Here is a 12334-nt window from a genome sequence, read left to right on the forward strand (position 1 = left end):
ATCAGGCCGGGACCCGGTGCCGGTAGGTGACGTTTACGCGTTTCGAAAGCAGCAGATAGGGCAGCCAGATGGCGATGCTGATCACGACCTTCCACGCATTGCCGGTCAACAGACCCTCGAGCGCCTGCGCGACCCGGTCGGGAAGCCCCGGCTCGGCCGCCACCATCCGTGCGGTCAGGCCCTGGAGCGCGAGGTCGAGCGCCCAGATAGCGGCCAGCAGTCGGGGGAAATAGGGCACCCGGCGCAGCGCGGCGACGAAAGCGACGACATAAAGGCTGGTCATCAGCACCACGTCGAGCGTCATCATCGTGCGCAGAACTGCCAGCCACGGCGGGAACTCGCCCGCCATCGCCGGGGTAGCGGCGAGGAATTCGACAGCGCGCAGCGGCACCTGGAGGAGCATCCCGATCAGCAGCGAAACCATCAGGCCATCGGCGCCATAGAGGGGGTGGCGGCGCGCCTCGGCTGCCGACAGCGTGCGCCAGTTGCCAATGCGGGCGATCCGTACCGACGGCTGGGCGAGGCGGTCGCCCGCCTGGAACCAGCGCAGAGCGAGCAGCAGCGACAGCGCCGGAGCGGCGACGAGCATGGCGTAGGGGGCGATAACTGCGACGCCGGCATTCACCTGCGCCGCCGGGCTGAGCGCGATCCGCAACCCGCAAGCGAGCGCGGCGGCGACCAGCCATGCCCGCAACAGCCAGTCGAGATTTTGCTCGATCGACCGGCGCAAGGCGATTGCGCGGCTTCCGGCCTTGAGGGTGACTGCGGTCAGCATCGGGTCGTGCGGTCTCGTTCGCCTCGCGTAAGAACTGATGACCCGATTACCCCGTTGCCGCTTTCCAACCAGTAAAGGCTGGGGCGATTGTTTTTGTTCCGAATCGGGACGTGTTTGCGTCGCCAAGGACGGCGCAAATCGCTGGATCGGAAGGGAAAGTGGCGGAGAGGGTGGGATTCGAACCCACGGTACCGTTACCGGCACGCCGCATTTCGAGTGCGGTGCTTTCGACCACTCAGCCACCTCTCCGCAGAGGGTCCGCTTTGGCGGAAATTTGCTGCCGCGCGACGATCGGCGGCGGTCGGTGGCGCGCCTCTAGCAGCGCCTCCTGCACTTGCCTAGCCCGGCCGCACGGCCATATTGGGCACGATGAGCAACGACCAGATTTTCTACCCGGCGGCCCGCTTCGCGATCGGCGAAGTCGTGCGCCACCGCATGCTCGATTTCCGCGGCGTGGTGTTCGACGTCGATCCGGAGTTCGCCAACAGCGAGGAATGGTACGAGGCGATCCCTGAGGAAATCCGCCCGGCCAAGGAACAGCCCTTCTACCATCTGCTCGCCGAGAACAGCGAGTCGAGCTACATCGCTTACGTCAGTCAGCAGAATCTGCTTCCCGACGAGGAAAATGGCGAGGTCGACCACCCCGCGATCGACGGCCTGTTCGACGGCTTTGCCAAGGGCCGCTACCGGCTCCGCCCGCAGCACCGCCACTAGCCGTCGGCGCGGTTGACTTCGCCGCCCCTGCCCCTTAGGCGGCACGCTTTCCGCTCGGGCGCTGCCTGGGCGGCTAGTTCCATGTCGAAAGAAGAGGCCAATGTTCGCAATCGTGCGCACGGGCGGCAAGCAATATCGCGTTGCCCCGGGAGACAAGATCGTCGTCGAGAAGCTGGCGGGTGAAGCCGGCGACAGCGTCGATTTGACCGACGTTCTGCTGGCGGGCGACGGCGGCGATCTCAAGTCGACCAGCGGCCTCACGGTCGCGGCGCGCATCGTCGCCCAGGCCAAGGGCGAAAAGGTCACGGTGTTCAAGAAGCGCCGCCGCCACAATTATCGCCGCAAGAAGGGCCACCGCCAGCAGCACACGATCCTCGAGATCGTGTCGGTCGGCGGCCAGAAGGCCGAGAAGAAGACGGCGGCGAAGGCGGAGACCGCTCCGAAGTCCGAACCGGCCAAGGCACCCAAGGCGCAGGCTGCTCCGGCGCACGCGGCCACTGACGCGCCGGTCGAAACCAAGGCGGCCAAGTCGCCGAAGCCGGCCGCGAAGAAGGCCGAGGCGTCGACAAGCGATGCTGCACCTGCTAAGGCGCCGGCCAAGAAGGCGACTGCCAAGCCCGCCGCAAAGACCGAGAAGAAGTAACCATGGCACATAAGAAAGCTGGCGGCTCGTCGCGTAACGGCCGCGATTCGGAATCGAAGCGCCTCGGCGTCAAGAAGTTTGGCGGCGAGCAAGCGCGCGCCGGCAACATCATCGTGCGCCAGCGCGGCACCAAATGGTATCCGGGCGACAACGTCGGCCTGGGCAAGGATCACACCCTGTTCGCGCTGACCGACGGCCGAGTTGCCTTCCGAGACGGCAAGCTTGGCCGCAAGTACGTCCACATCGAGGCGATGCCGGCGCAAGCCGAAGCGAAATAGGGATCGGCCGCTGACGGGTCGCTCCCACGAGGGGGCGCCCAGGATCGAGCGACGAGCGAACATCCGAAAAGGGAGAAGAGGGCACCCCCCTCCTCTCCCTTTTTTCTTCTCCCGAAACTGTCACGGATGGCCGCTAGGCCGCCCGCGAGAAGGAGGGACGAGGCCATGTTCGCGAGGACCGCAAGGCTGCTGCTGAGACCGGGTTGGGCCGAGGATGCGCCGGCGCTAGCCCGCGCGATTGCCGACGAGACGATCGTCCGCAACCTCGCCAATGCGCCCTGGCCCTACGGCCTCGCCGAGGCGGAAGCGTTCCTGTCCGCGCCCAAGGACCCGATCCTCCCCAATCTGCTGCTCTTCGCGCGCACCGATTCGGCGCCGCAGCTGGTCGGCGCCTGTGGCCTGCTGCGCAAGCGGCTATCCGGGTCGGTCGTGCTCGGCTATTGGATCGCGCGCGAGCATTGGGGCCGCGGCTTCGCGACCGAGGCTGGCCGGCAGATAATCGAGATCGCCCGCACGCTTGGCCTCGCGCGGCTCGATACGTCCTATTTCGCCGACAATCCTGCCTCGGGGCGGGTGCTCGAGAAGCTGGGCTTCCGCCCGACCGGGCTACGCGCTGCCGAATATAGCTGCGCCCGCGGGCGGGAGGTCGAGTCGATCCTGATGCGCCAGCATCTCGCTGGCGCCGCGGCGGACGACGGCGCGCTGGCGGCCTAGGCGGCGGCGCGTGCCCGACGAACCTTGCGGGTCGGCTCCTGGGCATAGGCGCCGGCCAAGTCGAACTCGGCGATCAGCGCGCGGTCGTCGTGGTTCCACGGGTGGAAGCGCGGCATGAAGAAGCTCGCCCATGCGCCGAGGATCTTGCGGAACACGCCGGGCGAGAAGAAGGCATAGCGGAGCAGGCCGGCCCAGGCGCGGACGCCGGTGATGCCGTCCTGGCGCAACAGCTCGGCGGCGCCCTTCAGCCGGTCGGGAAAGAAGTGACTGGTGATCAGCAGCATCACCTTGGCCTTGACCTGCCAGCGCTTGAAGCGCGGCCAGTCGGCGGTCGCGGCGAGCCAGGTGTCGTACGCCACGCCCTTATGCTCGATCTCCTCCGCTGCGTGCCACCGCCACAGGTCGGCACTGGCGCGATCGGCGCCGGCCAGGTGGCGCGGTTCGGCGAGCAGCTCGTGCGCCAAGATCGCCGTATAATGCTCGAGCACCATCGTCGCCGCCAGCGACGCGATCGGGGGCTTGGACCGGATCAGTGCCAGCCGCTCGTCAATGCGCGCGTCGAGCTTGCTTAGCTCGTAGCCAGAATCGACGGCGCGACGGTTGAACGCGGCATGTTCGCGGCTGTGAATCACTTCCTGGGTGGTGAAGGCGCCAATCTCTTCGCGCAACCGCTCCGGCACCGAATCGATGTAGCGCCGGACGCTCTCGATGAAGAACGCCTCGCCCTTGGGGAACGTCGCCGACAGGGCGTTGTAAAGCGCGGTAGCGAACGGGTCGCCGCCGTGCCACCAGCGCGCGGTGGTCTCATCACGCCCGAACCGCAGGTCGCGTGGCACGATCGTCAGGTCGGCTGGCGTCGGCGTGGCAGCGGTTGCAACGGACATTCGTTCCCTCCAAGGTCGCCCGTAACATTGGGGCTGCTGACAAGAATGTCAATTACTTCACCGAGGTCGCGCTTGCCGCAGGCCGAGAGCCGCGCCGCTGCGGTCGCGGCGGCGCGCGCCTTGCTGCGCGAGGAAGGCGCTGCAGCGGTGACGCTGAAGGCGGTCGCCGCTCGAGTCGGGCGGACTCACGCCAATCTGCTGCACCATTTCGGCTCGGCGGCCGGGCTCCATCGCGCATTGGCGGAAAGCATTGCCGCGACCGTCGCCGCCTCGATCGGTGAGGCGATCGGCAAGCGTCGCCGCGGCGAGGCCGACGTGCGCCATGTCGTCGACGCGATGTTCGACGCCTTCCGCGGCGAACAGGTCGGCGAGCTGATCGGCTGGATCGCGCTGACCCGCCAGCGCGAGGCGTTGGCGCCGGTGACCGACACGGTGGCGGCAATCCTCGCCGACTTCCGCGCGGATGGCGACAAGCGCGCGATGGACCAGGTGATCCTCGGGCTGGTGCTATTGGCGATCGGCGACAGCCTGGTCGGTCCCGAAATTGCGGCCGCCACTGGCGACGACCCGTCGGCGGTGCGCGATATCGCCGTCGCGCAGGTCCGGGCGTTGGTCGGCGACGATTAGTCGGTGCGCTTGGCGGGAAGCCGTCGCCCACCCTGCAGAATTGCAAGTGCCACCGCCTTGCCGTCTTCGAGCTGGAACTCGACTTTCGCATCAACTTCTTCAACCCGGAACGTGGTCGCGCTCTCTGCCACCAAATGGGTGATCGGTTGGTCGCCGAACTTGAGGGTCAGCCGGCCTTCGGCGTTGACCGCGACGACGATCGGCAATGGTCCCTGGTAGCGCCCTGCGAGCCGGTCGAGTTGGGCGCGCTCGAGCGTCACTGCCGGGGCCTCTGCCGGGATCGGGCCGGCGTAAGGGACGTCGGCGCTTTGGCGCGCGCCATCCGCGTGGAAGCGCATGACCGGCTTGCCGTCGCCGCCCCGCGCGATCTCGAACCAGCTCAGGCTGTCGGGGTAGAAGAAGCGGTTGCCGCCGGCCGGCAGCACCGCCATCGGTGAGCCGCCCGAGCGCAATGTGAACAGCTGGCCGTCGCGCAGGAAGAAGCGGCGCTCGAGGGCTCCGGCGCGATAGACGCCAAGCAGCGGCGTCACCGCCGCCGCGTCGAGCGGCACCGCGCTGAATTCCTCATAGGGTTCGCCGAGCGCAAGCGCGGCAAGCTTGCGGCTGACCGTTTTGGGAGCGGTCGCCGGCTCGTCGCTGTTGGCGAACACCGCGACGTAGATGTCCTGGTCGGGCAGGTAGAAGCCGTCGGTGGCGAAGCCGTTGATCCCGCCATCATGACCGATCGCCGGCCGCCCGCGCACGTCGCCCGGGGCCAGGCCGAACCCGTAGGGGATGGTGCGCCCGCCGGGAAGCACGGTCGGCTGGATCATCAACTGATAGCTGGCCGGCTTGACCACCTTGCCGGCATGAAGTGCGCGCGCCCAGACGGCGAGATCGGCGGCGGTGCCGACCAGGGCGCCTGCGGCATGGGGGAAGCTCATGTGGATCGGCAGCGGCGCGACCGGCTTGTCGTTGGCCGTGGTGTAGGGCTTGGGAATGCCCCGCTCGCCGTTGGCGGCGGCGCCGTAGCGCAGGCTGGCAAGGCCAAGCGGGCTGGCGATGCGCTCGTCGAACGCGACATGCCACGGCTTGCCGGTAACCTTCTCGACGATCGCGCCCAGCAGCACGTAGCCGCTGTTGCTATACTGCCAGTCGCTCCCCGCCGCGAAGGCCGGCGGCGCGGTGTCGAACAGGGCAATCATCTCAGCTGTGCTGTGTGGCTTGGCCGCATGGGTGAGGACGACGCCGGGCAAGGCGGTGTAGCTGAAGATGCCGGCGGTGTGGTTGAGCAGCTGGCGCACGGTGACGTCGGCGCCGGGCTTGGGGAAGTCGGGCACGAACTTGGCCAGCGGGTCGTCGAGCGACAGCTTGCCCTCGTCGGCCAGCTGCAGGATGAGGGCGGCGGTGAATTGCTTGGTGATCGAGCCGAGCCGGAACGGCATGGCCGGATCGAGCGGGAGCTTGCGCTCGACATCGGCGAGGCCGCGGCCGGCGGCGTAGATCGGGCGGCCCTTCTCGACCACCACCGCCACCGCGCCCGGCCCGTCGGCCGGATAAGCCTTGGCCAAGAGGGCATCGGCGCGCGCCTTAAAGTAGGCCGGAAGCGCCTGCGCCGGAGCGGCCGCCAGCGTTGCCGCGATTATCATTCCAAGAACCCGCATGGGTAACCCCTTTTCGCCATCAGCCGCCGTATTAGTTGTATAACACACCCGGGTCAAGGGACGGGTGTCAGCTCCAGGCGTCGCGGTACACGCGCAGGAGGTTGGCCCCCATCAGCTTCTCGATCCGCCGCACCGGCCAGCCGCGCCGTTCGAGATCGCGCGAGAGGCGGCGGTAGCGGTCGACGCTGTGATAGTCGGCGACGATGTTGAACACGTCGGGCGCTTCCCCGGGCGAGGCAATCCCGGCCTTGATCCGTTCGAGCACCCATTTGCGATGGAATTCGCGAGCCTCCGGGGTAAGGACGACCGGCAGCGGACCGTTGTCGGTGCCAATCGCAACATGGTCTTCGCCAGCGACGTTGGCGACATGCTCGACATGGCGCAGCAGGTCTTCGCCGCGCGGCCGGCTGTCGGGAACCAGGAACGGCATGAAGTAGACGCCGACCACGCCGCCCTTTTCGGCGACTGCGCGAATCGTGGCATCGTCCGTGTTGCGCGGATGGTCATGCAATGCCCTGGCCCCGGTGTGGCTGATAACCAGCGGACGCCTGGCCTGAGCTGCCCCCTCCGCCATCGTCCGGGCGCCCCCGTGGCTGAGGTCGAGAAGAAGCTTTTCCGCCTCGACCCGCTCGATCGTTGCGCGGCCCAATTTGGTGAGTCCGGCATTGCGCGTCTCGAGCGCGCCGTCGCCGGCGAGATTGGCGTTGTTGTACGTGAGCTGGACGGTGGTTACGCCCAGCGTCTTCATCTCCGCCAGCCGGTCGAGCGCGGGACCAACCATGACCGTGTCCTGCGTACCCAGGATCAAACCGTGCCTGCCCTCGCGCTTGGCCTTGAGGATGTCGGCGGCGCTGCGCACCAGCAGCAGCCGCTCCGGATTGGCGGCGAGTAGCGCCCGTTCGTCGGCAATAGATTGTTGAAAGACCGCCCACGGGTCCGGGACATTCCCGACCGGCAGAAGCGTGGTCCGGACCGCGGTAAGGCCGGTGGCAACCAGCCTGCTCCAGCTTTCGTCGGAAAGACGCGTGACGCCTTGCGGTGCTTCGGGGTCGCCGGACCCACTGAGGGCGTCGATGACGATCGCCCGGTCGAACCAATTGCCGGTGTGGCGCTTTGCCGGCGCGGGAGCGCCGGCCGCGAGAGCCGCCGCCGCGCCGCCGGCCAGCACGGAACGCCGCCCCATGTCCATCGTACGCCCCCCCTTTACCTGCACGACCATCATTCCGTGCCGCAGTCCCGTGGTCAATCGTCGGCTCGGCCACTAAAGGCTGGGGAATGCACTTTCTCGACCAGGCCAAGATCTTCATCCGCTCGGGCGCCGGCGGGCCGGGCGCGGTCAGCTTCCGGCGCGAGAAGTTTGTCGAGTTCGGCGGACCCGACGGCGGCAATGGCGGCAAGGGCGGCGATATCATCTTCGAGGCGGTGGCCGGCCTCAACACGCTGATCGACTTTCGCTACACCCAGCATTTCCGCGCCCCGCGCGGTCAGAGCGGCGCGGGCCGCAACATGACCGGCGCCGGCGGCGACGACCTCACCATCAAGGTGCCAGTCGGAACCCAGATCCTGGCCGACGACGAGGGGCGCAGCCTGCTCGCCGACCTGACCGAAGTCGGCCAGCGCATCACCTTCCTGAGGGGTGGCGACGGCGGGCGCGGCAACGCCAGCTACAAGACCTCGACCAACCGCGCCCCGCGCCAGCACGGCACCGGCTGGCCGGCCGAGGAGATGTACGTCTGGCTGCGCTTGAAGCTGCTCGCCGACGTCGGGCTGGTCGGGCTGCCCAACGCCGGCAAGTCGACTTTCATCAACGCCGTCACCAACGCCAACGCCAAGGTCGGCGCCTACGCCTTCACGACGACCCGCCCGCAATTGGGCGTGGTCAGCACCCGCGGCCGCGAATTCGTCGTCGCCGACATCCCCGGGCTGATCGAGGGCGCGGCGGAAGGCGCGGGGATCGGCGACCGCTTCCTCGGCCATATCGAGCGCTGCCGGGTGCTGCTGCACCTGGTCGACGCCAATGACGAGGATGTCGCGACCAGCTACCGGATCGTGCGCGACGAATTGGAAAGCTATGGCGCGGGTCTCATCGACAAGCCGGTGGTGGTGGCGCTCAACAAGGTCGACACGATCGACGAGGAATTGATCGAAGCGCTGTCGGGCGAATTGTCCGAGGCCAGCGGCCAGCCGGTGCTGGCGCTGAGCGCGGCGGGCGGAATCGGCATTGAACCGGTGCTCGACGCGCTGGTCCGGCACCTCGGCGACGAGGACCGGGCCGAGGCGGAGGGCGTGGAGGAGCAGGACTGGTCGCCGCTGTGAAGCTCGCGGTTACCGGGGGCACCGGTTTTGTCGGGGGGCATTTGCTCTCGGCCGCCGCGGATGCCGGGCATGAGGTTTGGGCCCTTACCCGTCGCCCGCAGCCGGCGCGTTCGGGGGTGGAATGGGTTCCAGGGTCGCTCGACGACGCCGCCAGCCTTGCCGCGCTGTGCGACGGCGCGGAGGCGGTGATCCATGTCGCGGGGGTGATCAATGCGCCGACCGCGGCGGAGTTCGAGGCGGGAAATGTCGGCGGGACCAAGGCGCTACTCGGCGCCGCCGCCACCGCCGGAGTGCGGCGGTTCGTTCACGTCAGCTCGCTCGCCGCGCGCGAGCCGCAGCTGTCGCTCTATGGCGCGAGCAAGGCGCGGTCAGAGGTAGCGGTCCAGACATCGCCGCTCGACTGGGCGATCGTCCGCCCGCCGGCGGTCTATGGCCCGGGCGACCGCGAAACGCTGGAATTGTTCAAGATGGCGCGGCGCGGGCTGGTGCTGCTTCCGCCCGAGGGACGGCTGTCGCTGATCCATGTCGCCGACCTCGCCCGCTTGTTGCTTGCGCTCGCCGCACCCGGTGCGCCCGGCGGCCTGCTGGTCGAGCCGGACGACGGCACCGCGGGCGGCTGGACTCACCGAGCGTTCGCGACCCAGCTCGGCGCGGCCTTCGGGCGCAATGTCACCGCGCTGTCGGCTCCGGCCGGACTGCTCCGAGCCGCGGCGCGGGTCGACAAGCTGGTGCGCGGGCGGAACGCCAAGCTGACCCCCGACCGGGCGTCCTATTTCGCCCATCCCGACTGGGTCGCGAGTCCGGCGCGCAAGGTGCCGGCCGAGCTGTGGCGAGCGGAAATCAAAACGCCGGAAGGCCTGGCGGAGACGGCCCGCTGGTACGAGCGCGAAGGCTGGCTCTAGCGCGGCGCGCCTAGAACAGGTCGAACAGCATCTGACCGGCGACCGCCAGCGCGGTCACCACCATGCCCCACAGGAAGAAAGTGAAGCTCCAGTAGAGCCAGCGATACTTGTCGTTGCGCAGGATGTGGCCGTGGTCCCACAGGTCTCGGGCGAGGCGCCGGTAGGTCTCCTCCTCCGACGACAGCACGCGCATCACCTCGTCGACATATTCCTCGCGCGGGCAATCGATGTAGCTTCCGAAGAACAGGATGTTGACCTTCTTGCCGGAGAGCGGGGCCTTGGCCTTGCGCATCCGGTTGGGGCGCACCGTCAGCACGCCGAAGATGGTCGCGACGAACGAGAACAGGGTCAGCACCAGCATCGGCACATTGGCCTTGCCCTCGGCGAGATTGCCGATCGACAAGGAGAAGACGACGAAGCTCGCGCCCAACAGGATCGACGCCTTGCTGTCGGCCATTTCCGACAGCGTCATGTTGGTCTGGTTGGCGGCCATCAGGAGGTTGTGGACCTCCTTCGGGAATTCGTAATCGGGATGGCCGACGCCGAGCAGCCGCCGCTCCTCGGCGGTCAGCGGCACCTTGCTCGGCTCGATCGGATTGTCACTCATGCGAAGCCTCTACCCCAGGCTGTCGATCAGGAATGCGGCGACGCTGGCCACCAGCCCGACGATGAAGATCGAATAGGCCCAGCGAAGCAAGCGGTATTTCTTGTGCGCCAGCACCTGGCCGTTCTGGTAGACGTCGCGCGCGACCATCTCGAGGAAGCGTGGCTGGTCGGCCAGCCGGTCGAGCATCTCCTCGACATATTCGGCCTCGGTCATGTCCGAAAAGCCGCCGAAGAACATCAAATTGCGCTCGCCGCCATCGCGCCGCGGGCCGCTGGCGATGCTCGGCATCACGGCGATCGCCGCGATCAGCGCCGACAGGAAGGCGGTGACGCCAAGCACTAGCATCGCCGGCGGCAGCACGCCGCCGCGCGCAGTGGCCTGCGCAACGCTGATCGTGAACACCACGAACGACGCGCCCATCAGCAGGCTGGCCTTGCGGTCGGCCATCGCCGACAGATGGTAATGCGCCTGGCTGGCGGTGCGGATCGCCTGGATCGCGTCGCCGCCGAACGTGCGCTTGGTGGCCGTGGCCATCGCCCTCCCCTTCCCCCACGGAGCGCCTCTTTTGCGCCCCATTCGATTGCGAAACGGCCGCTCGAACCCTAGGACCCCTGCCCATGACCGACCGTGACGAAACCGCGCGCAAGATCATTGCGCTGATCGAACCCTATAACAAGAAGGGGATCGCCGTCACGGAATCTACGCGCTTCGCCCAGGACCTGGAGTGGGACAGCCTGACCGTGCTCGACTTCGTCGCCGGGATCGAGGACGAGTTCGACATCCTCATCACCATGAACCAGCAGGCCGAGATTGAGACCGTCGGGCAATTGATCGACGCGGTCGGCGAGCTGAAGGGATAGCATGACACCCATGCCGTTCGTGTCGAGCAAGTTTCGAGCCTGTCGAGAACGGCGTCGAGACCCAGCCTGGTTGGACTTCTCGACGGGCGCATCTCGGCGTTGCTCGATGCTGCTCGCAGCGAACGGAATTAGGCGCCCATGACCGACCTCCTCAGCAAATTCGATCCGCTGATCGCGCAGCGCGAGGGGTTGCTGGCGACCGGGCTGACCGATCCGTTCAACCTGGTGATGGAGCGGGTCAAGAGCCCGACCGTCGCGATCTGCAACGGCAAGCGCACGATCCTGCTCGGCACCTACAATTACATGGGCATGACCTTCGACCCCGAGGTGATCGCCGCGGGCAAGCAGGCGCTCGAGGATTATGGCTCGGGCACGACGGGAAGCCGGGTGCTCAACGGCACCTACCAGGGCCACCGCGAATGCGAGGACGCGCTGCGCGACTTCTATGCGATGGACCATGCGATGGTCTTCTCGACCGGTTACCAGGCCAATCTCGGGATCATCAGCACGATTGCCGGCAAGGAGGACTATATCGTCCTCGACGTCGACAGCCACGCCTCGATCTACGACGGCTGCGCGCTCGGCAATGCGCAGATCGTGCCGTTCCGCCACAACGACATCGAGGCGCTCGAGAAACGCTTGAAGCGGCTTCCGCCCGAGGCCGGCAAGCTGGTCATATTGGAAGGCGTCTATTCGATGCTCGGCGACGTCGCGCCGCTCGACAAGATGGTGCCGCTGGCCAAGGCGCACGGCGCGATGGTGCTCGTCGACGAGGCGCATTCGATGGGCTTCATCGGCGAGCACGGGCGCGGCGTGGCCGAGGCGCAGGGCGTATTGGACGAGGTCGATTTCGTCATCGGCACCTTCTCCAAGTCGGTGGGGACGGTCGGCGGCTTCTGCGTTTCCAACCATCCCAAGTTCGAAATCCTGCGGCTGGTGACCCGGCCCTATGTGTTCACCGCGTCCTTGCCGCCGAGCGTGGTGGCGACCGCCGCGACCTCGATCAGGAAGCTGATGCACGGGGCGGACAAACGCCAGCACCTGTGGGACAATTCGCGCACGCTTCACGCGGGGCTGAAGCGGCTCGGCTTCACGCTCGGCACCGAGGAGCCGCAATCGGCGATCATCGCGGTGATCATGCCGGGGCTCGAGCAGGGCGCGGCGATGTGGGAAGCGCTGTTGAACGAGGGGCTCTACGTCAATCTGGCGCGGCCGCCGGCGACCCCGGCCAACATGACCCTGCTGCGCTGTTCGCTGTGCGCCGAGCATTCGGCCGAACAGGTCGAGGAGATCCTCGGCATGTTCGAGCGGGCCGGGCGCGCGACGGGCTGCATCAGCTGATCGCGGCCGACTCTTTCGCCCGAGTCCGCC

15 protein-coding genes and 1 tRNA gene are annotated in these 12334 nt (G+C 67.5%); 9 read left to right on the forward strand and 7 right to left on the reverse strand.

Annotation, left to right across the window (positions count from 1 at the left end; translation table 11 throughout):
- Position 1: 1 nt before the first annotated feature.
- Both D0Z60_RS07980 and D0Z60_RS07985 read right to left on the reverse strand, forming a co-directional pair.
- Positions 2 to 775, reverse strand: coding sequence for a DUF2569 family protein (locus D0Z60_RS07980; protein WP_118857747.1), 774 nt, complete (start codon positions 773 to 775; stop codon positions 2 to 4).
- A gap of 159 nt (positions 776 to 934) precedes the next feature.
- A tRNA-Ser gene (locus D0Z60_RS07985) sits at positions 935 to 1024 on the reverse strand.
- A gap of 120 nt (positions 1025 to 1144) precedes the next feature.
- Between D0Z60_RS07985 and hspQ the strand changes: the two genes are divergently transcribed.
- The 4 genes from hspQ (at position 1145) to D0Z60_RS08005 (ending at position 3124) form a co-directional block, all read left to right on the forward strand.
- Positions 1145 to 1489 (forward strand): heat shock protein HspQ, encoded by a 345-nt coding sequence (gene hspQ / locus D0Z60_RS07990; RefSeq protein WP_118857748.1) that lies wholly within the window; start codon positions 1145 to 1147, stop codon positions 1487 to 1489.
- Positions 1490 to 1589: 100 nt separating this feature from the next.
- The gene (rplU, locus tag D0Z60_RS07995) at positions 1590 to 2132 is read left to right on the forward strand and encodes a 50S ribosomal protein L21 (RefSeq protein ID WP_118857749.1); all 543 of its coding nucleotides are present in this window, start codon (positions 1590 to 1592) and stop codon (positions 2130 to 2132) included.
- A gap of 2 nt (positions 2133 to 2134) precedes the next feature.
- Positions 2135 to 2410 carry a 50S ribosomal protein L27 gene (rpmA, locus tag D0Z60_RS08000; protein WP_118857750.1) on the forward strand — a complete coding sequence of 92 codons (276 nt, stop codon included), beginning with the start codon at positions 2135 to 2137 and terminating at the stop codon, positions 2408 to 2410.
- A 165-nt stretch (positions 2411 to 2575) separates the two neighbouring features.
- Complete coding sequence (locus D0Z60_RS08005) at positions 2576 to 3124, forward strand: GNAT family N-acetyltransferase (RefSeq protein WP_118857751.1); 549 nt, start codon at positions 2576 to 2578, stop codon at positions 3122 to 3124.
- On the opposite strand, the gene D0Z60_RS08010 is transcribed toward D0Z60_RS08005, so the two are convergent.
- Positions 3121 to 4008: a metal-dependent hydrolase gene (locus tag D0Z60_RS08010; RefSeq protein ID WP_118857752.1), complete on the reverse strand. Its 888-nt coding sequence runs from the start codon at positions 4006 to 4008 to the stop codon at positions 3121 to 3123. The two genes, D0Z60_RS08005 and D0Z60_RS08010, sit on opposite strands and share 4 nt — an antisense overlap.
- A gap of 72 nt (positions 4009 to 4080) precedes the next feature.
- Between D0Z60_RS08010 and D0Z60_RS08015 the strand changes: the two genes are divergently transcribed.
- Positions 4081 to 4635: a TetR family transcriptional regulator gene (locus D0Z60_RS08015; protein WP_240325585.1), complete on the forward strand. Its 555-nt coding sequence runs from the start codon at positions 4081 to 4083 to the stop codon at positions 4633 to 4635.
- Here the strand turns inward: D0Z60_RS08015 and D0Z60_RS08020 are convergent.
- Positions 4632 to 6263 (reverse strand): serine hydrolase, encoded by a 1632-nt coding sequence (locus D0Z60_RS08020; protein ID WP_162888147.1) that lies wholly within the window; start codon positions 6261 to 6263, stop codon positions 4632 to 4634. The genes D0Z60_RS08015 and D0Z60_RS08020 overlap by 4 nt on opposite strands.
- A gap of 82 nt (positions 6264 to 6345) precedes the next feature.
- Positions 6346 to 7461: a dipeptidase gene (locus D0Z60_RS08025; RefSeq protein ID WP_162888148.1), complete on the reverse strand. Its 1116-nt coding sequence runs from the start codon at positions 7459 to 7461 to the stop codon at positions 6346 to 6348.
- A gap of 92 nt (positions 7462 to 7553) precedes the next feature.
- Between D0Z60_RS08025 and obgE the strand changes: the two genes are divergently transcribed.
- The gene (gene obgE / locus D0Z60_RS08030) at positions 7554 to 8594 is read left to right on the forward strand and encodes a GTPase ObgE (RefSeq protein WP_118857756.1); all 1041 of its coding nucleotides are present in this window, start codon (positions 7554 to 7556) and stop codon (positions 8592 to 8594) included.
- Positions 8591 to 9496: an NAD-dependent epimerase/dehydratase family protein gene (locus D0Z60_RS08035; RefSeq protein WP_118857757.1), complete on the forward strand. Its 906-nt coding sequence runs from the start codon at positions 8591 to 8593 to the stop codon at positions 9494 to 9496. Before obgE ends, D0Z60_RS08035 begins: the two co-directional genes overlap by 4 nt.
- 10 nt (positions 9497 to 9506) lie before the next feature.
- On the opposite strand, the gene D0Z60_RS08040 is transcribed toward D0Z60_RS08035, so the two are convergent.
- Together D0Z60_RS08040 and D0Z60_RS08045 are read right to left on the reverse strand one after the other, a co-directional pair.
- The gene (locus tag D0Z60_RS08040) at positions 9507 to 10103 is read right to left on the reverse strand and encodes a Pycsar system effector family protein (protein WP_118857758.1); all 597 of its coding nucleotides are present in this window, start codon (positions 10101 to 10103) and stop codon (positions 9507 to 9509) included.
- Between the two features lie 9 nt (positions 10104 to 10112).
- On the reverse strand, positions 10113 to 10637 hold the full coding sequence (locus D0Z60_RS08045; protein WP_240325586.1) for a Pycsar system effector family protein: 525 nt from the start codon (positions 10635 to 10637) through the stop codon (positions 10113 to 10115).
- A gap of 83 nt (positions 10638 to 10720) precedes the next feature.
- Between D0Z60_RS08045 and D0Z60_RS08050 the strand changes: the two genes are divergently transcribed.
- A complete protein-coding gene (locus D0Z60_RS08050; RefSeq protein ID WP_118857759.1) occupies positions 10721 to 10963 on the forward strand; it encodes an acyl carrier protein in 243 nt (80 codons plus the stop codon).
- A 138-nt stretch (positions 10964 to 11101) separates the two neighbouring features.
- Positions 11102 to 12304 (forward strand): serine palmitoyltransferase, encoded by a 1203-nt coding sequence (gene spt / locus D0Z60_RS08055; RefSeq protein WP_118857760.1) that lies wholly within the window; start codon positions 11102 to 11104, stop codon positions 12302 to 12304.
- The last annotated feature ends 30 nt before the right edge of the window (positions 12305 to 12334 follow it).

Source organism: Sphingomonas mesophila (assembly GCF_003499275.1).
In the GTDB taxonomy this organism is placed as follows: Bacteria; Pseudomonadota; Alphaproteobacteria; order Sphingomonadales; family Sphingomonadaceae; genus Sphingomicrobium; species Sphingomicrobium mesophilum.

Bases quoted from the DNA above. Each gene is read 5' to 3' on its own strand.
- D0Z60_RS07980 (WP_118857747.1), bottom strand. From the start codon at position 775: ATGCTGACCGCAGTCACCCTCAAGGCCGGAAGCCGCGCAATCGCCTTG.
- obgE (WP_118857756.1), top strand. From the start codon at position 7,554: ATGCACTTTCTCGACCAGGCCAAGATCTTCATCCGCTCGGGCGCCGGC.
- D0Z60_RS08045 (WP_240325586.1), bottom strand. From the start codon at position 10,637: ATGGCCACGGCCACCAAGCGCACGTTCGGCGGCGACGCGATCCAGGCG.
- D0Z60_RS08050 (WP_118857759.1), top strand. From the start codon at position 10,721: ATGACCGACCGTGACGAAACCGCGCGCAAGATCATTGCGCTGATCGAA.
- rpmA (WP_118857750.1), top strand. From the start codon at position 2,135: ATGGCACATAAGAAAGCTGGCGGCTCGTCGCGTAACGGCCGCGATTCG.
- D0Z60_RS08040 (WP_118857758.1), bottom strand. From the start codon at position 10,103: ATGAGTGACAATCCGATCGAGCCGAGCAAGGTGCCGCTGACCGCCGAG.
- D0Z60_RS08025 (WP_162888148.1), bottom strand. From the start codon at position 7,461: ATGGGGCGGCGTTCCGTGCTGGCCGGCGGCGCGGCGGCGGCTCTCGCG.
- D0Z60_RS08010 (WP_118857752.1), bottom strand. From the start codon at position 4,008: ATGTCCGTTGCAACCGCTGCCACGCCGACGCCAGCCGACCTGACGATC.
- D0Z60_RS08020 (WP_162888147.1), bottom strand. From the start codon at position 6,263: ATGATAATCGCGGCAACGCTGGCGGCCGCTCCGGCGCAGGCGCTTCCG.
- rplU (WP_118857749.1), top strand. From the start codon at position 1,590: ATGTTCGCAATCGTGCGCACGGGCGGCAAGCAATATCGCGTTGCCCCG.
- hspQ (WP_118857748.1), top strand. From the start codon at position 1,145: ATGAGCAACGACCAGATTTTCTACCCGGCGGCCCGCTTCGCGATCGGC.
- spt (WP_118857760.1), top strand. From the start codon at position 11,102: ATGACCGACCTCCTCAGCAAATTCGATCCGCTGATCGCGCAGCGCGAG.
- D0Z60_RS08005 (WP_118857751.1), top strand. From the start codon at position 2,576: ATGTTCGCGAGGACCGCAAGGCTGCTGCTGAGACCGGGTTGGGCCGAG.